We start from the raw sequence: 18,820 nt of genomic DNA, 5'->3' as shown, positions 1-18,820 counted from the left end.
GAATGATTAGGCGAAAAACTTGATTTTTAATTCGATACAATTTAGTGGTATTTAAAAACTAACTCTAAAACTAATATTAGGAGTTACTCCTAGAGAATATCTATTGATTTCTCTTAATTCGTAAGATATACTATTATCTATATTTGTTATTTCATATACTGCATAACTACGGTTTAATATATTTTTTCTCTTATAAATGTTTAGTAAAGAAAATCCTATACGACTTTTAACTCTGTCATTTTTTGCAGACCAGTTAAAATCATATACAACAGAAAAGTCTAATCTATGATAATCAGGTAGTTTCATTGTATTAGTAGATTCATAGTCAATTATAATTTCATCCTCTTCGATAGAAAACCCTGTAGCAGTAGTAAATGGAATTCCTGTATGGTATTTCCATCCTAATGAAAACTGAATTTTTTTCCATTGATACGCATGCGACCAAGAAATAGAATGTGTAATATTATTATTTCCTTTAAAAGTTTTACTTTGATTAAGTGTGTCAAACATAAATTCTGTATCAGAAAATGAATATCCGAATGCTGTTGAATATTTTCTGATTTTCTTTTTGATTAAAAGATCAATCCCTTTAGATATACTCTCTCCTTCATAAAACAAATTAGAATCAGACGATTCAAAACCTCGAGTTATAGAAGTGAGTCCTATTGTTTTTCTATAATAAGTATCTGTCTCTATATCCAAGTTTTTTGAATGAAATAACCCTCCTGCTGTATATTGATGACTTCTTAATAAAGGTATTTCTTGTTCTTTAGCTAAAAGCCATACTTGATTCTCTAAGCCAAAACTGAAGGTAGAAAATTCAATAATTTGGCTAATAGATTGATTTTTGATTTCTACCGATCCATTGACTCTAAAATAGTTGCCTAATTTTCTTTCTATATAAAGTCTTGGTTCGATAAAAACAGATTGTAATCCAGAGTAATATGTCCCCCTTGCACCAAAGTTAATAAGCCATGTTTTAGGAGTGCTGTATTCTAATTGAGAATATAGACTATGAGTGGGATAGCCCTGAGTATCCAGAAAAATATCGTCGTTGTTTTCTATATAGTAAGAAACATTATTAGTATATAATTGATACCCATTAGAAAAAGTGATGTGAGGAACGATATCCCAGTTAGAATGAAATAATAATCCATGTTCTTTAATTGTATTCTTTTTTACAACAGTTAGGTCTTGATTAGTAAAAAGATATCTTCCATTATATTTTAAATCATATTCAGAGAATGATAATTGCATTTCGGAAGAGAATCGAGAATTCCATTTACGATTCCATTTGATATTTGTTCCAAAATTTTTGATAGCTAATTCATCACTAGAAATATCAGCAAAATCGACATCTTTAAAAGAGTAATTAAGTTTATTTCGGGTAAATAAATTAGATATGGAGATATTATCTTTCTCAGAAAGATTTGTAATTAATTTTAAAGTTGCATCAGTAAAGTAAAATAGCTCTTTACTTTCTATAAATCGAGGGTCAAAATTAGATAGGTTCTCGGTAATACTTGTGTTCTGAAAAGATCTTTCAGAATATGTATTGATTGTTGGCGTTTCAATAACATCTGTTATTGATCTTCTGGTAGATAAAAAAATAGCTGTTTTTTCAGAAAGGGGTAGTTTTAAGTAGGCATCTGCATGGGTCATATTAACTCCTATTCCACCAGATATCTCTTTTGGAACCTTTTGATCTGTTTTGATATCAATAACTCCAGATACTCGATCTCCATAGATAGGTTGAGTTCCATTTTTATAAATCGTAATGTCTTCTGTTATATAAGGATTAAAAGCAGATATTAACCCAAAAAAATGATCAGAATTATACATTTTAATACCGTCCCATAAAATTAAGTTTTGATCAGGAGTACCTCCTCTTATATATATTCCAGAAGCAGTTTCCTGTGGGCTTTCTATACCAGGTAGAAGCTGGATGCTCTGTAAAATATCGGGTTCTGATAAGCCAGAAATAATACTTTGATCATTAGGTCTAATTTTAATTGATCCGTCTCGGTTTTTTACGATTCCCGAAGTTAAATATTCTTTTATGACTAATTCATTTAGCACAAATCCTTCTGGGTTTAATGTATAAGTATCACATTTTTTTTTAACCAGATTCTTGATAGGAAAAGAAATTGTTTTGTATCCTAGATAAGAAATTGTTATAGTATCTGATATGCTGTTTTCTATTAATACAAAAGAGCCGTTCTCATCAGATAGAGTGCCTGTCTTTTTTATTTTATTAATGATGCTAGCTCCTTCGATAATATTAGATTTGTCATCTATTAAATAGCCACAAATAGAAATTTTATCATCAAAATTTACTACATAATAGCGATCATCAATTTGTTTAAAATGGATAGCATATCGATCTGATAATATAGTTATGATTTCCTTTAGAGAAACAGCATCCTTTTCTATTGATATAGATAGTTCTTTAAATGATGTAGTGTTGTATGAGAATTTTATATCAAATAATAACTCTAACTCATTTAGAAAATTATCTAATGAGAAATTGGTATAATGAATGTTTTCTTTTTTTTTCTGAGCGTTAACGCTCAGAAAAAAAAAGAAAACAAGTAGTAGTAATACGTATTTCATTTATTTTACAGATAATTCTATTGTATTTTTATCGGTAAAATTAAATTTAATATTCATAGCATCAAAAATAGTTTGTAAAGCATTTTTTAAATTAGTATGTGTAAACCCTCCACTATATCGCTGATTGGTATCGATATACTGACTATTAATAGTAATCTGATATTGATTTTCTAGAGCAGTAATCACTTGTTCTAAAGGAGTATTGGTAAAACTACTCTCTCCAATAGTCCAAGAAGGAACAGTATCATTTAGTTTCCATTCTTCAAAAGAAGAATTGATATTTCTTACAGCTTCTCCTTTGGTAATTATTTTTGAAATAGTAGTATTTGCTACTTTAACTTTTCCTTCATAACAAATTACTTCAAAAAAATCATGATTGGCATTAACATTAAACTGAGTGCCTAATACAGAGACAGTTCTATCTTTTGATTTTACAGAAAACGTACTTCCTTTCTTTACCTTAAAGAAGGCCTCTCCTTCTAAAAATACAGTTCGTTCAGAATTTTTCCAATTACTTTTTTTATAATACAATTTTGATTTAGCATTAAGTATTGTTTCAGAACCATCAGGAAGTATTATAGTAAGCTGTTCACCAAACCCTGATTGGTAAGTAGTATTCTGATTAAAAAAGAAAGTAGACCCTATGATTAGTGCAATACTTGCAGCAACAGCATATAGCCATTTAGGAATCATAGGGATTACTTTTTTATTTTTAATTACATCTTCATGGATACGCTCAAAAAGTCGTTCATTGTCAACTTTAGGTACATCTAGTAATTTTGTTCCTTCCAGAATAGTTTCATATAAGATGTAGTCCTTAGACTGTCTAAAAGTATTCATTTCTTGTTCTGATAATTCTCCACTAGCCCATTTGGCTAAAAAATCATCTGTATTATTTAAATCTTCCATTTTGGTTTTATATTATATTGCTCGCCCTAATTTTTCTCTTAATTCTAGTAATGCTAAATGCATTCTTCGTTCTACTGCTTTTTGTGTCAATCCTATAATTTCTGCAATTTCCTTATAGGTTTTTTTGTCTTTTCTACTTAGTAAGAAAACTTCTCGTTGTTTTTGAGGAAGCTCAGCAATACTATGTTGTAATTTTATCATAAACTCTTTTTCTTCTAATAAAAAATGAGGGCTATACTCATATTGTATAGAAGAAAAGCTTTGCTGATTATATTTTAAAATTACTTTTTTATGATTTAACTCATTAAAAAAAGCATTTTGAGCTACTTTCATTAAAAAAGACTTCGCTTTTTCAAAAAGTACTTTTCTGCAATTTTTCCAAAGTTTTACAAATGCATCCTGAGTGATATCTTCTGCTTGTTTAAGATCTCCACATTTATAGTAAATGAAATTAGTAATTACTTCAGAATGGTTATCAAAAATTATTTTAAAAGTTTTTTCATCACAAATAGATTTTTGTTTTTCAGTCATCATATGAGAGCTTACATTTTTTAAACTAAGATATTTAAATAAATTTAAATAATATTTTTTTAATTTATTGTTTTACAGTGTCTTAATGTTGAAAAGCTAAAGCCATTTCTATACTAAGATAGTATTCATTTTTTAATCTTTTTTAGGGGTACTATATCCATTTGTAATAACAACAGTAAAGAAGCCATTTACCCTATATTTTTTCTAAAAAATATTTAAATGATATTAAAAAAAAGAAAATAAATAATAGGGTGTTTGCTAAACAACTTGTTGTTTGTGAAAAAAGAATTGGATATGAGTATAACGAAAAAGCTAAGGATATTAAATTGTGTAATAATCATTTTTTTAGGGATTGTAATGATTTCTATTCAATCATGTAAAAAAGATGATGATGCAATTATACCTGTATCAGAGCAAAACACGGATGTAGATGGAGGTATAGTTAAAAAAGAAGAAAAATTTATAACTCTATATAAAGTTGATGGAGATCATATTATAAAAGAAAAAGATTTTAAAGTAAAAGGGAAATTTTTAGAGTTCCAAAAAGATACTAAAAAGCATCAACAGGTATGGAATTTGGTAAAAAAGATTGTTCCAATAGAGTATAGATCTAAGATGAGCGAGTTTATGATTTATTTTGGTAATGGCGATAGTGCAGGGTATGTAGTGTCCAATAGCAATGATTTATCAAAATGGCAAATGGGGATAGCTGTAGATGATGCTTATTATAATGGAATCTTTGACAGTGGTGGTGAAATAACATATACTATTATACACGAATTAGGACATATTATTACCCTAGAAAAAGCACAGGTAAACTCTACTATATCAGAAGATGAGTGTACTAATTTTTTTACAGGAGAAGGGTGTTCAAGAAAAAAATCTAACATCAATATATTATATCAAAATCATTGGGCAGATATATGGGGAGAATTCAAAGGTTCGAATAGTGAAACTGCAAAAATGAATTTTTATAATAAATATAAAGAACGATATGTGACCCCGTATGCATCTACCAATCCAGGAGAAGATATAGCAGAAGTCTTTACTGAGTTTGTAATCAGATCAGGGGGAGTAAAAGTAAACGTAAATAATAGAGTAGAGCAAAAAATAAAGATAATGTATGATGATAAAGAAATGATAAAATTTAGAAATCATATTAGAAAGAATATTACAAAAAAGAGTAAGAGATCTTTATCAGTTTTAGGAACATTAAAAAACACACATGTTTTTGCAAATAGAAATAAAAAAAGCTGCCTTTCTCATGGAGATTAAGTTTATAAAAAGTTTATAACTAGTAAAATACTCGTTTAGAAATCATAAAATATGAACATATGAAATATTTAATAATAGTATGTATATTATTAAACACTTCTTGTAAATGTAAACAAGCCTCTAAGACTACTTCTTTAAAAGATGACGTTCTGGTGTATTATTCAAAAAGCTCTTGTCGCACGACTTGTCCGGTTTATGATTTATGGATTTATGAAGATGGTTCCATGTCTTATTCAGGGATAGATAATGTAGCTATTAAAGGAATTGTTAAAAGTAGATTGAATGCAGAAGAGCTTATGGAATTAAAAACAATGTTATATAAAGAACCCTATAAGAAACTACCCTTTAAAAGGGTATTAGATAAATCAATAACTACCTTACAATTTAGTAAAGGAATATATAAATATTATTCTATAGAGGTTAATGATTTTGTAAAAAAAATTGATGCAAAAATAGCGCGCATATTAGATAAGATTATATCAGATCATACATATTATGATAAAAATTAAATAGCCTTAAAATGAGTACCTAGTTTGTAAATTTATTTAGTGCCATATTCATTTTTAGGATAGTATACATTTTAGCAAATAGTGAAAATTAAGTGACAGATATATAAGATTTGATTGATAACAAATTGTCCTTAATGTCCCCCATTCTCTATTTGTAAGCCCGATAAGTTAACTTATCGGGTTTTTTTATAGTATTGATTTATAAAAACTATTTTTTCACTGAATACGGTGTATTTAGAGATTAATTATAGTATTATTTTTGAGTAGTAAATATATTTTAAGTCATATAAGAAGCATTAGCGCTTTAGTAATATAGATAATTAGGAGATTAGTAGTTGCTTTAATAAGAGGAGCTTATAAGAAGAAGCGTATTACGGTTTAACAATAATTTATCATATATTACTAAATATAAAGGCGTATTTTTTCGTTCTTTTATGATCGATATTTTACACGCTAACCAATACAATACTATGGCATTACAAACCAATACACAGATTTTTATAGGAGGCAAGCTTATTAAGACTTTTAAAGAGTTTACTCTAGAGCAAAATATAGATGCACATCATTCTTTCAAACTAATATGTCGTATGGATGCTTTAGAAGCATTGATAGGAGAATTAGCTTCAGAAACACGAAACTTTCTTGGAGAAACATTAATAATACAAGTCTCTTCTATTGTTAATTTGTCTAGATATAAGCAGCTAGAGTTTAAAGGAGTTGTAACTAATGTTAATAATCTAAAAGGATTTCATGCACAAGATGGTGATATCGTTGTAATCCAGGGATATAGTTGTAGTATCATTACAGATGATGGACCACATTATGAGTCTCATAGTGATATCAATCTTACAGAGATTTTAGAAAAAAACTTTCAGGGATATGATCGATCAAAATTAGAGACTAAATTTACTCCTAATTATTCTGATACGATACATTATAGTGTACAAGCTAATGAAAGCTCTTTTAGATATGCCAGTCGATTAGCAGCACAATATGGGCAATGGTTTTATTATGATGGAAAAGCATTAGTTTTTGGAACCCCAGAGAATAACGACCCTATCCCTCTTATATATGGTCATGACTTGCAGCAATTCTCGATGAATTTAAAACCTTCATCCAATCATTATAACTATTTTACGAATGATTACCTTATAGATGAACACTATAATGCAGCTACATCACAAGTAAACTCTGATCTAAACGGGTTTAATAGTTTTGTAAGTAAAAAAAGTACTGAGATTTTTGCCAAAGAGACAAATGTTTATGTAAACTCTTATAATGATCCAAACCTGAGACGACGATTAGACTCTCATGTAGAACAACAAAAAAAAGCTACAGATATCAAACAAGTGGTTATTGCAGGAGTTAGTGACAATCCAGGAGTATGTATAGGAGGAACAATTGCCATTAGAGGAGATGCAACAGACTATGGAGTTTATAGAGTTATTAAAGTAATCCATACCAATACAGAGAATGGAGAATATCAAAATAAATTTGAAGCCGTAACTGCAGAAGGTAATATATATCCTAATGCCAATATACATGCATATCCAAAAAGTGATACACAAGTAGCAACTGTAGTAGAAAACTCAGACCCTAATTCAATGGGTAGAATTAGAGTACAATTTCCTTGGCAAAAACCTATGGGTGGGATGACACCATGGATACGAATAGTTACCCCACATGCAGGAGGAGAGAAAGGATTTCATTTTATCCCAGAGCTAGGAGAAGAGGTTTTAGTAGGATTTGAAAATGGAAATGCAGAGCATCCATATGTACTAGGAGCTTTATACAATGGTACTAAAAAACCAAGTAATTGGAGAACACAAAACAATGATATCAAGGCAATTCGTACCAGAAGTGGACATACATTAGAGTTTAATGATATTCGTAATTCCGAAAGAATCACCATAACCGATAAAAAAGGAAATCATATCGTTATAGATACCGCAGGAGAAACCATAAGTATCAATGCATTAAAAGACATTAATATCACTGCAGGAGAAAATATTACCATGACAGCCGGTAAAAATATTAATATCAGTGCAGGAGAAATGATGGCTCAGGGAGCAGGAGAAAATATCTCTATAGTAGCTAATAAAGATATGTTATTAAGCGCCTCTGGAGATATGAGAGAAACATCAAATAATCGTCAAGATATTATCGACACTAATTTTAGTAGGCAATCCAATATCTCTGATGAGTATGCAAAAGAAATATCACTCTTTAGTGCAGAAGAAAATATGACCATGCAGAGTACTAAGTCAGTACGGATAAATAGTTCAGAAAAAAGTAAATTATTTTAGAGATGGCGATAACAAGACAAGCAAACAACTACACCATAAGAGTAGAAAATAAATACGAGGCAGTTGTAGGAGGTACGTTATATAAAAATGCAAATCGTATGATTGTAGAAGCCTCAGAAGGAGATCTTAATCTAATTAGTAACAAAAAAGTGATTAGTAATGGCGGCTGCTAGAGTAGTATTTGGAGAAATAGAAACTATTGAGAGAGAAGAAGAGGTTAAAACAGAAACATACTTAGTATTATATGGTAGTGGGTATTTAGCCCCAGGATATTCAGGGCATAATGCAGGAGATGCTTTTAAGCTAGTTGCAGAAGGCAGGAATGAGGTTAATAAAGCACAATATACTGATGGCAACTTCGAAGTTCTTTTTTGCCCTACAGATAAAGATTTTTTTAATAAAATAAAATCTAGGACAGAAATCAAAAGATTAGACATCTACTCTCATGCATGGCAACATGGAATAAACTTAGGAGGATTTACAGGTAAGCGTACCATTGATGGGGTAGAATATGATGGAGATACTATTAATTGGTTAGACGAGGTTCAGGATGGAGGAAGAGACCTCAGAAGAGTAGAAATTCATGAAAATGTATATATCCCAGCAAGTACTCAAACAACAGAACTAACGGAGCTAGCAATAACCTCATTCGCAGATGGATGTGAAATCTATTTTTGGGGATGTAATGCAGGTGGGCAATTAACATCTTCTGGAGATCATGTATTAAGTAATCAACCTTATATGGAAGATCCAAAAGGCTCCTTTGCTCAGGAATTTGCAGAAACAGTAGGGAAAGGAAACGTATACGCCTTAGTAGGTAAAGGAACTGGTGCTGGATCAATGTTTAAAACAGATAAGAATGGAGAAAATGTTTACACAGATGGAGAGATGCTACCAGCAAATATAGCTTTGAACCATAATAATATTAATACCGTTACTCTTAATGCAATGGATTATATGAAAAAATTCCCACTATGAGAAGTACATTAATACTTAGTCTTATATTCTTTAGTTTTTTAAACTGTAAAAGTCAGAATCAAAAAAAAATAACAGAAAACCTAATAGAAAATAATAAAACCCTTCTAGACAGTATAGAACATTTTTCAATGCTACCAATACAATTCAATGAGCAATACAGAGGGAGTAAAGTAGCCGTAAAAAATAAAGATTATATGGAGAGGTGTTTGGATTTTGTAACCCTAAAACATATCCCAGATTTGGTAGAGATGTTAAAAGATACGACCACTACATCCATTACCTATGCAGGAGAAGTACCTCTAAGAAAAGGAGATATAGCCCTAAATATATTACAAGTTGTAGACAATACACTACCGATACAACAAATGATGTACACTACATTTAGAACGTCAGAAAAGGTAAGTTTTCAAGAATTTAAAAGAAAAAATATACATGGAGTAGATAATGTTTTTATATCCATGCTATTTAATAAATCAAACCATGCACATGTCAATTATCCAAACAGAGTACGGTTATATAACGCGATAAAAAAACAATATAAAATTTCTGAAAAATAGAATATAAAAACCCTTGAAACCTAAAAAAATCATACCACATCTAATCTTACTACTAGTAATAGTCGTAGAGCTTAATGGACAGCAGTCATCCACTATCGATTTTTTTAAAAATGAGGGATTTGATAAAGCAGTTATCTCTTATTATTACGTACAGGATAAAACTGCTAGTGTGCCCAATTCTTTATTATTTGACAAATTAGAAATACAACAAGAAAAAAAAACGATACATAAAAAAGTTGGAGAGTACACATTAACGAAAAACGAAATCAGTAAACTGTTTAAAAAACTTCATAAAAAAATAGATGCAACGCACGCATTAGATACCAATACTGATATAGAAATTAATTTTTATACTAATACTATAGTGGTACAGCATATTACAATTAGTATGAGTACAGGTAATCTAAAACTTAAAAAAGAAAACTGTGAGAAAAAAACAGATCAAAATGTAACAATAGACCCGTGCTTGTTTTTAGGAAAAATGACCCCAGAGTTTGAGACATATATAAAGCGATTATTAAAGAAACGAAATACTAACAGAGATTTATAATATGAGCTTATTAAAAAAAATAATATTACCCATTATACTCGTGTTAACACTATCCTTTTGTGTAGACCAAAAAAAGAGTACAATTAAGAATAAAAACTTGTTAACCATAGATGCTAATAAGAATCTTGTTTTTAAAATTCCAAACTATACGAAACTATCTAATACACAAGATGGATATTATATAAAAGAGGATTCTGTTTTTTACACACATATTAATGAATCATCATTAGATAACAGTGGTAAAAAGCTAGCAGAAGTAATAGATCAAAAAACCTTTGATGTACTTTATAATACAGAAGAAAGCAAAGCGAAGATTAAAAACGAGTATTATATCACTAATCCACTTAATAATTATTTTAGAGACAAGAATCATATATACATATATCAATACATGCATTCTTCTAAACCTAAGTTGTTTAAAGCAGGAGATATCACTGAATGTAAGATTCTAGGAGGAGCCTATATACAGGTAGGTGATACTATATATTGGAGGGGAGAAAAATTACACGATATTGATATAGCAACCTTTAGAACAACGAATGTGATAGGAGCTAAATCAGAATGGGAAACCACCATAGGAATAGATAAAAACCACCTATATAGTGGTAACACTATAATGACATATAAAAATTTTAAAAATCATTATATATGGCAAAATGAAGAAGATATTGCGAAACACTATTTTTCACCAAAATCGTAAAAACCATTGACAGGAATATATCGCACATATAAAATTAAAAGAGGAGATACCCTTCAATCCATTGCCAAAGTCAATGAATTAGATGTAGAGGAGTTACAACAGTACCATAATAAGAGAACAGAAATATACCAACATATTATAACCACCCGTATACCAGAATTTTTACAAGAGATCGTATTACCACCAGAAGGATATGGACTCCGAGACGGTAAAGAAATATGGCTCGACACCGATGAGCCAGAACCACAAACTATAAAAACTAGGTACTACGGCAAGCTTAATAGAGAAATCCCAACAGAAGATATTACCTATGGAGTACTAAAAACAATACAATCAGGAACTACAGAAACCACCATAAAATATAAAATAAGCATTCGATACTATCCAGAAAATAACAAAAAGTATAACTACCTATCCATAGACAAAATATCCCAAACCTTTATCAATGATAAAGCCCCTAATCTAGTAGCAGATGAAATGGCAGTAGCCTGTACAGAAGTACTATATCCATTAGTACTAAAAATTGATACCAATGGGCTACTATTAGATATTCAAAACCATAAAGCGATATTAAAAAGGTGGAAAACACATAAAAAAGCCCAATTAGACTATTATAAAGGTTCTGTCTCCCAAAAATACGTTGAACTCTTTGAGCAAACCCTAAGCGACAAAAACCTATTGTTTTATTATTTAAAAAACGATTGGTTTTACAGCATATACTTTAATAACATATACACCAGTTATAATGATCATTTCGAGTTAAACAATACAGTAGACTTTCCGGTGATACCCAATACTAAATCTGTAGAATATACCGTAGATAAACAAGTCCATAGATTTATAAAAAATGACCGAATAAAAATAGAAATTGATGGTAAGTGTACCGATCCCAGAAGCAAATCAGAATTAAAAAACCAGATAGACTTCCCATCTAGTATAGTAAAAAGCAGTACCCCAGTAAAAGGAATTTATAGAGCCGTATACTTCTTATCTCCGCAGGGTAATACGATACAATCCGCATATATGAGTTGTAACCTAGCATTAGACACCCCAAAAACAGCATCGATATCCATTTCAGAAATCGATGATATTGTAGAAACCAAACGTCATCCAAAACTCATTACAGGAGACGAAGAAGAAACAGAAACAAAGAAAAAATCATTTTGGAAAACATTGTTTTCATAAAAAAATAAGATTATGAGCGAAAAACACATAGTAGTACAAGGGGCGCTCTGCAAGTGCCAGCATGGGTTTGCACCAGATAAATTAAAAGTAAGCTCACATACCAATGAATATGCCAATGATAAAGACGGAAGCCAAAAACTAATCGCTACAACATTAGAGATCGGACAACCCTTCGAGGCAAAAACCTTTGGACAATGTAAGTTACAACCAATGGGAAGCAGTTATAAACCCTGCCAACCAATGATTACAGAATGGCAAGGAGCCTATGAAGATGCCATACTAAAAAACGGAGGAAATATACTCATAGAAGACAGCAAAGCCACCTGTGCTATTGCAGGATCACCCTGTGTAGAAATCACTAATCACGGGCAGATTGCAGAACCAGGACAGCAAAATATGAGCAATGCCGATGAGGATACACAAGCACAGTTAAACCCTATGGTAAATACGAATGATATGAGTACTACAGCCCCTGCTGATAGTGGTATAATAGAATCTGTTAAATAACAAACAATGGCAAAAGGCGTAAAAACAATACAAATGACCAAAGGGTTGTATTACTCCATGACAACCACTAATGTAACCATCAAACCAGATCAAGAAGTACAGTTCGAGGTATTAGAATGGCTACCCAATACTACAGAAGAAGAAAAACAAGAAAACATCTATTGGTTACGTCAGTCCAATGATAGAAAAACAATTATATATAAAGGATCAGGAGCACTATACACCTTTACACTTCCTAAAAAACTATGCGGCTCATATACCTTTTATATCGAAGCCAGTCGATCAGGGAATCGAGACTTTAAAAACCCATCAGGCATGTATCTTAATGGATACACCCCAGCTAGGATCAAATCTAGCGAGTGGAGAAGCCAACCACAAGGTAGTGATATCAGACACAGCCCCATAGCCTATGGAGATCTAGTATACCTATGGCTTAATACAGAAGGATTAAATGGAGATACCATTACCATAGAAATATATAACATGGTTTCTATGAAAGAAGACGATCTAATCGTCACCAAAAAAAATGTTAAAGTACGAGACGGAGAAGCACTATATACCATAGGAGATACCAATATGTGGATGGGTATGGTAAAACGAAGAGACCCTGTAGAAAAATTTTATATCAAAGTAAAAAATGCTAAAGGGAACTACATATTAGATCATATAGAAGATGAGGAACACGCTCGATTTTTAGAAATCAAAAATGAGTTATCTAGCAATCAGGTAAAACCCTCAGAAAACCTTACCCCTACCAAGATTTATGAGCCAGAAGTCAATGCAGAGCGATTCGAACCCTGTAAATTTGATGAAATTATCATTACCGCTCCTACCGTAAAGGATGGAAAAACAGAAACAAAACCCGTAACTGTTTTTAAAAAAGGACAAGCACTCAAAGGAAAAAAAGCAACCTCCGAAAAAATAAACCGTGTCATATACTATAAGTTTAACGACTACAGTATATCTCCCGAAGCACAAAAAACATTAAATAACATTCTCGGATTCTTATTAGAACATAAGGGGACTACAATACATATGAGCGGTTATGCCTGTGTAATAGGTAAAGAAGATTATAACAAAGAACTCTCTCAGAAACGAGGAGATGCCGTAAAAGATTTCTTTGTACAAGGAGGATTAGATGCAGATCGAATTATTAGTACAGGTCGCGGAGAGTATAACATACAGAGCCCCGATGATTACAAGAACCGTAATGAAAAAGTATATAAAAATGCTCGTAGAGTAGACATCTCTTTTACCTTTGCAGGGCATGATGCCAATGCAGTAGTATATAATACCATAGCACCAAGTAGTCCTAAACACATTACTCTAGATGTGGTAGGATTAGAAGTAGACGATTGCTATAGAGATGCAGAAAAACACACTAAAGATATTATTGTTAAATCCCCAGATGCTAAGCCGTTTAAAGGATCAGGAAAATCTATTCGTTTTCCGATACAATCCACATTATCGGCAGCTAATCCCGCACCATTACAATACATCTGGCCAAAATGGAATCTTATAGAAGGCGTAGCCAATGGGAGACTAGATGCAGCAGCAGTATATGAAGTATATGTAAATACATGTAGATACTACTCTAATAAAAAGAATCCAGTACTAAAAGTAAAAGCATATCCAGATATTAAGTGGGAATTGGCTTTTGAGTTTTTAGTTAATGTTTCTAATTATAAAGCAACAAATATGCCTTCAGGAAGTGTTTTTGCAAGACATCAGGAAAAAAGTAGAGAAGCAGGGTATAACAGATGGTTAATGAATAAGCAGGGGAAAGTTCCAATATCAATAGGAGTAGGACTAGGAGCAGAATGGGATAATGGAAATGAAAAAAGAAGCTTTACGAATGAGTTCTCAAAAAAAATGGAAGCTTTAGCAAAAATAATAGCAAGATCTATTGATGTTGTACAGAATGCTATTAATTTTGCTCAAAGTGCTGCTAAAAAAACAGCAATTCCTATTGGTTTTGATGTTAGATATCCTAAGTTCACTGTAGTAGGTTCTTGGCTTTTAGAACAAAGTAATGAAGATGTTGTTGTAGCAGGGACAGTTGGATTTGGATTTAAACCACTTATAGGAGCTGAGGTGATTATAGATATTATAGGAGCAGCAATTACAGCGGTATCTTATGGTACTACAGGAAATCCTGCCGCAGCAAGATTGATTAGTAAATTTAGAGGCGGTTTAGAAAAATTAGGAGCAACGGTTGTTTTTACAGCAACATTTTATGGAGAGTTAGAAATAATGGTAGATGCTCTAAAAATTGACAGTAAAAATGGTATTGATATGCAAGGAAAAACTACCATTTCTGGGAAAATGGGAGTTATCATAGAGTTGAGTATCAGTACAGAAATAGGGAAAACAAATAGTATGATAATTAGACCTATTTCTATATCTTTTAAAGCGAGTGCTAAGGCACATGGATATTTTGGAGGTGATTTCATAATAGACACTGACAAAAAAGGAATGTTCATTAAACCTGTTTTAAAATTTTCAGGTGTTATGTTATCAGTTGAAATAGAGGGGGAATTAGGCTGGTGGAAAAGTAGCTTTAAATTAGAAGAAAGAATAATAGAAGAGGAATCTTATACCATGCAAAAAAGATATATAACAGAAAATTAAATATGATGAGCAAATTTGAAAAACCCATTTATTCAGTCTATTCTACCATTTACAGCTCTGGAACAATTAAAGTTAATGATGTACCTGTAGTCGATTGGTATGGAGAGGATACAAATGGTACAGGAGGGTATAGTGGGGATACTATTATTAATCAGGTTTTACTTCAAAGTGGTAAGTATAAGGTAGTAGGCAAGATGTTACCTAGAAAAAATAAAAAAACAATAACAGAAGAAGAAGTAATGTCACTTGATTTTTATTTAGCTGAAGCGGATTCAGATAAATGGAAAAAATCAAGACATAAGTTTCATCCAAAAATAGAATCCCCTTGGGATGGACTAAGTGAAAATATTAATTACCCTACTTTTGAGATTAGTACAGAGATAGAAGTAGAACTACCTTTTGTATTAGATGGTTGGCAAAACTCAGAAGATCTCAGCGAGATAAAAGAAGAAGATTTATTTGCAGAAGTGTTAAGTACCTATCGGCAGATACATGCAGTAATGGCATCTCATAATGTAACAAAATTCTTAGAGTTATCTAAAGAAAAAATGGCATTGCAAGAGCAAGCCTTTTATTTCTCTGAGGAGCGCAAAAAAAGTTTTATGAATGGAGCAACAGAACTATTTAATCAAAAATTAGAAATAGTACCACTTGATGCTTCATCGTTACAGTTAGAAATAATGGGATACGGTAAGTTAGTTCGCTTAATTCGTATAGATGGTAGTGCGGCACTACAGTATAAAAGCCCTGATTCTAAAACACAAGGAAATGTAGAGTTTGATACTAAACTCCATATGCGTAGTAAAGAAAAAGGATTTAGTATTATATAAAAAAATAAGTTAGAAGTATAAACATCGACAGATATGCATCGTAGAAAATTTATAGAAACAACAATTATAGCATCTACAGGAGTTTTACTGACCACTATAGGACTAAGTTGTTCATCAGATCCTATCATAGTAGAAGAATTGATAGGTAAATCAGAAGCGATGCTAGATACATACCCTAAAGAGGGAGACAATTATTTTGCATATTACAAGCTACCACAATCAGATTTTAGACATACTACTTTTTTAGGAGAAGACCTATTTGTATTCTGCAAGCAAGGTAAAATTGTAGGATATACTATAAAATCCAAAGGGATTGATAATGTAACAAAGTATAATACCACCTTACAGGATCTATATGGAACAAATACTAAAGTCTATGAAAATGATTTTGGAGAAGAATATACATGGAAAACAAGTGATCGACAGATTACGCTAAACCATACTAAGGACTACCCTAATATTCCGCAAAACACCTTTTTTAGCGAAGCAATATTAGATCATAAGTTACTTGTTTTTTAAATATTATTTTTAAAATCTAATATATGGTAATTTATAAACAAATTAGTACAATAGGAGTACTACTACTAGTAATAGGATTATGCATATCATGTAAGGAACACAGTTTTTCTAAAGGAGCTAAAGCCCAGATAACAACAAAAGAACAATTTTGGAAAAACAGAACAGGTATACAAAATAAAGAAATACAAGAAAAAACATTTCCTATTCCTATAGATACTGCTATCACAGAAGAACGTACTAATCGTATTTATATTAATAGTGGACAATGTCAATATGAGGTTTTTGTTGATGATGTGTTGTTGTTAAAACTTATGGGACCTATAACAGCAAGAAGGGGAGGGATGACAGGAGATCATGATATCAATCAATTGTTATTGACTAGTGGAACTCACGAAATAAAAGTACGAATGTATCCTAGATATGGGGTAGAGGTTTTTCCAAAAGGAGAGGGACAGATGAAATTAACTTTTTCACATTTTAGAGATAGAAACCTAAAAACGGTAACGTATAACAACCAAATGAATGGGCACAATGGAATTGTAATCAATCAAAGTGATAAGCAATGGATAACCAAATATAGTGAAGAGCATCAAGAAGAATATGATGGTGATTATGAACCAAAAACTCCAAACAAACTCGAAGGCTTACCGATATACGAGTGGCGTAGTACTTTTGATGCCGAGGTTCCATTTTCATATACAGGGTGGCGCTCATCTATTGATCTCAGAGCAGCTTATAAGGATAAGGAAAAAGAGATACAAAAGGAAGTGTTAGAAACGTATAGGGCAATGCACAAAATTATCAAAAACAGGGATGTTAATGGATATTTAGCATTGGTGAGAGAGCGAGAAGAGCTCATAACCTCTTGTTTACTGTATAAAACTAACGAAAAAACACTACGTCAAAAAGAATTTGTAGACCTTATACAAAATAATGCGTATGAAGTACAACCGTTAGTATCAGAAACGTTTAAAATAGAGTTTCAGGGGTATGGTAAATTGGTAATGCTATTACATAAGGTAGATGGAGAAGGAGTAATTAGACTACAGAATAAAAAAGATCCTAAGGATATGATATACTTAGATTTTCGTTTACAACGTAAAACAAAAGGAGATCCCTTAACAGTAATATAATATCAATTAATTATATAATGAGACAAATAAGCAAACCTTATTATGAGTTATATCCTAGTATAAATTGTTCGGGAATAATTCTGGTTGATGATATTCCTGTTTTAAAATTTTCAGGTGTCATGATTATTGGAGAAATTAAAGGTGAAGTTGGATGGTGGAGTAGTAATTTTAAGATAGAAAAAAAGGTTATTGATGGAGAGACACTTCCTTTAAAGAAACAATACATCACTTAAAAAATTAATCAAAATGAAAAAGAATTATTTAGATAATCCATATTATCAATTAAGACATAATTCTTATTGCACAACAGAAATTTATGTAAATGATGTGCTGATAAGTACTTTTAAAGGAGAAGAAACAAGAGGAAGAGATAGATCAACAGGATTTATTCCAATCAATCAAGTTGTACTTCAGAGTGGGACGTATAAAATAGTAGGTAAGATGAAACCTAGAAAAGGTGAAGAATCATTAACAGAAGACAATGCATATTTAGGTATAGAATTTTATGTCTGTAATAGTAAAGATTGGGATAATACATTAACACAATTTCATCCAAAAATAGAATCCCCTTGGGATGGATTAAGTGAAAATATTAATTACCCTACTTTTGAGATTAGTACAGAGATAGAAGTAGAACTACCTTTTGTATTAGATGGTTGGCAAAACTCAGAAGATCTCAGCGAGATAAAAGAAGAAGATTTATTTGCAGAAGTGTTAAGTACCTATCGGCAGATACATGCAGTAATGGCATCTCATAATGTAACAAAATTCTTAGAGTTATCTAAAGAAAAAATGGCATTGCAAGAGCAAGCCTTTTATTTCTCTGAGGAGCGCAAAAAAAGTTTTATGAATGGAGCAACAGAACTATTTAATCAAAAATTAGAAATAGTACCACTTGATGCTTCATCGTTACAGTTAGAAATAATGGGATACGGTAAGTTAGTTCGCTTAATTCGTATAGATGGTAGTGCGGCACTACAGTATAAAAGCCCTGATTCTAAAACACAAGGAAATGTAGAGTTTGATACTAAACTCCATATGCGTAGTAAAGAAAAAGGATTTAGTATTATATAAAAAAATAAGTTAG

Annotated in this window: 19 protein-coding genes; 16 read left to right on the top strand and 3 right to left on the bottom strand. The window is 31.4% G+C overall.

Annotation, left to right across the window (positions count from 1 at the left end; genetic code table 11):
• Nucleotides 1-51 precede the first annotated feature (51 nt).
• From N456_RS05300 to N456_RS05290, 3 genes are read right to left on the bottom strand one after another with little or no spacing between them, the layout of a single operon-like run.
• Entirely contained in the window at nt 52-2,613 is a 2,562-nt protein-coding gene (locus tag N456_RS05300) for a TonB-dependent receptor (protein WP_062054671.1), read from the bottom strand.
• A complete protein-coding gene (locus tag N456_RS05295; protein WP_062054669.1) occupies nt 2,614-3,522 on the bottom strand; it encodes a FecR family protein in 909 nt (302 codons plus the stop codon).
• 12 nt (nt 3,523-3,534) lie between these two features.
• Nucleotides 3,535-4,056 carry an RNA polymerase sigma factor gene (locus tag N456_RS05290; RefSeq protein ID WP_338021346.1) on the bottom strand — a complete coding sequence of 174 codons (522 nt, stop codon included), beginning with the start codon at nt 4,054-4,056 and terminating at the stop codon, nt 3,535-3,537.
• A 291-nt stretch (nt 4,057-4,347) separates the two neighbouring features.
• On the opposite strand from N456_RS05290, the gene N456_RS05285 reads away from it, so the two are divergent.
• The 16 genes from N456_RS05285 (at nt 4,348) to N456_RS05215 (ending at nt 18,807) form a co-directional block, all read left to right on the top strand.
• On the top strand, nt 4,348-5,328 hold the full coding sequence (locus N456_RS05285) for a zinc metalloprotease (protein WP_148639200.1): 981 nt from the start codon (nt 4,348-4,350) through the stop codon (nt 5,326-5,328).
• 59 nt (nt 5,329-5,387) lie between these two features.
• Entirely contained in the window at nt 5,388-5,837 is a 450-nt protein-coding gene (locus N456_RS24025; RefSeq protein WP_148639199.1) for a DUF6438 domain-containing protein, read from the top strand.
• A gap of 470 nt (nt 5,838-6,307) precedes the next feature.
• Entirely contained in the window at nt 6,308-8,143 is a 1,836-nt protein-coding gene (locus N456_RS05275; protein ID WP_062054662.1) for a type VI secretion system Vgr family protein, read from the top strand.
• 2 nt (nt 8,144-8,145) lie between these two features.
• Nucleotides 8,146-8,316: a hypothetical protein gene (locus tag N456_RS24265; RefSeq protein WP_158447833.1), complete on the top strand. Its 171-nt coding sequence runs from the start codon at nt 8,146-8,148 to the stop codon at nt 8,314-8,316.
• Complete coding sequence (locus tag N456_RS05270; RefSeq protein ID WP_062054660.1) at nt 8,303-9,121, top strand: hypothetical protein; 819 nt, start codon at nt 8,303-8,305, stop codon at nt 9,119-9,121. Before N456_RS24265 ends, N456_RS05270 begins: the two co-directional genes overlap by 14 nt.
• Nucleotides 9,118-9,678: a hypothetical protein gene (locus N456_RS05265; RefSeq protein WP_062054658.1), complete on the top strand. Its 561-nt coding sequence runs from the start codon at nt 9,118-9,120 to the stop codon at nt 9,676-9,678. The genes N456_RS05270 and N456_RS05265 overlap by 4 nt, the downstream gene beginning before the upstream one ends.
• 13 nt (nt 9,679-9,691) lie before the next feature.
• Nucleotides 9,692-10,228, top strand: a complete 537-nt coding sequence (locus N456_RS05260; protein ID WP_062054656.1) for a hypothetical protein — start codon at nt 9,692-9,694, stop codon at nt 10,226-10,228.
• A gap of 1 nt (nt 10,229) precedes the next feature.
• Nucleotides 10,230-10,928, top strand: coding sequence for a DKNYY domain-containing protein (locus N456_RS05255; protein WP_062054654.1), 699 nt, complete (start codon nt 10,230-10,232; stop codon nt 10,926-10,928).
• Between the two features lie 6 nt (nt 10,929-10,934).
• Complete coding sequence (locus N456_RS05250) at nt 10,935-12,113, top strand: LysM domain-containing protein (protein ID WP_062054652.1); 1,179 nt, start codon at nt 10,935-10,937, stop codon at nt 12,111-12,113.
• A gap of 12 nt (nt 12,114-12,125) precedes the next feature.
• Nucleotides 12,126-12,620, top strand: a complete 495-nt coding sequence (locus N456_RS05245; protein ID WP_062054650.1) for a DUF4280 domain-containing protein — start codon at nt 12,126-12,128, stop codon at nt 12,618-12,620.
• Between the two features lie 6 nt (nt 12,621-12,626).
• Nucleotides 12,627-15,251 (top strand): OmpA family protein, encoded by a 2,625-nt coding sequence (locus tag N456_RS05240; protein ID WP_062054647.1) that lies wholly within the window; start codon nt 12,627-12,629, stop codon nt 15,249-15,251.
• Nucleotides 15,252-15,256: 5 nt separating this feature from the next.
• Nucleotides 15,257-16,081, top strand: coding sequence for a hypothetical protein (locus N456_RS05235; RefSeq protein WP_062054728.1), 825 nt, complete (start codon nt 15,257-15,259; stop codon nt 16,079-16,081).
• A gap of 33 nt (nt 16,082-16,114) precedes the next feature.
• Nucleotides 16,115-16,600 carry a hypothetical protein gene (locus tag N456_RS05230; protein ID WP_062054638.1) on the top strand — a complete coding sequence of 162 codons (486 nt, stop codon included), beginning with the start codon at nt 16,115-16,117 and terminating at the stop codon, nt 16,598-16,600.
• A gap of 23 nt (nt 16,601-16,623) precedes the next feature.
• Complete coding sequence (locus N456_RS05225; protein ID WP_062054645.1) at nt 16,624-17,733, top strand: hypothetical protein; 1,110 nt, start codon at nt 16,624-16,626, stop codon at nt 17,731-17,733.
• Nucleotides 17,734-17,750: 17 nt separating this feature from the next.
• A complete protein-coding gene (locus tag N456_RS05220; RefSeq protein ID WP_062054642.1) occupies nt 17,751-17,966 on the top strand; it encodes a hypothetical protein in 216 nt (71 codons plus the stop codon).
• 13 nt (nt 17,967-17,979) lie between these two features.
• Nucleotides 17,980-18,807: a hypothetical protein gene (locus N456_RS05215; RefSeq protein WP_062054640.1), complete on the top strand. Its 828-nt coding sequence runs from the start codon at nt 17,980-17,982 to the stop codon at nt 18,805-18,807.
• Nucleotides 18,808-18,820: the final 13 nt, after the last annotated feature.

Origin of the sequence: Aquimarina longa SW024 (assembly GCF_001401755.1) — a bacterium.
GTDB lineage: Bacteria > Bacteroidota > Bacteroidia > Flavobacteriales > Flavobacteriaceae > Aquimarina > Aquimarina longa.
Note: the sequence above shows the minus strand (reverse complement) of the source record. Positions and strands in the feature narration are given on the sequence as shown.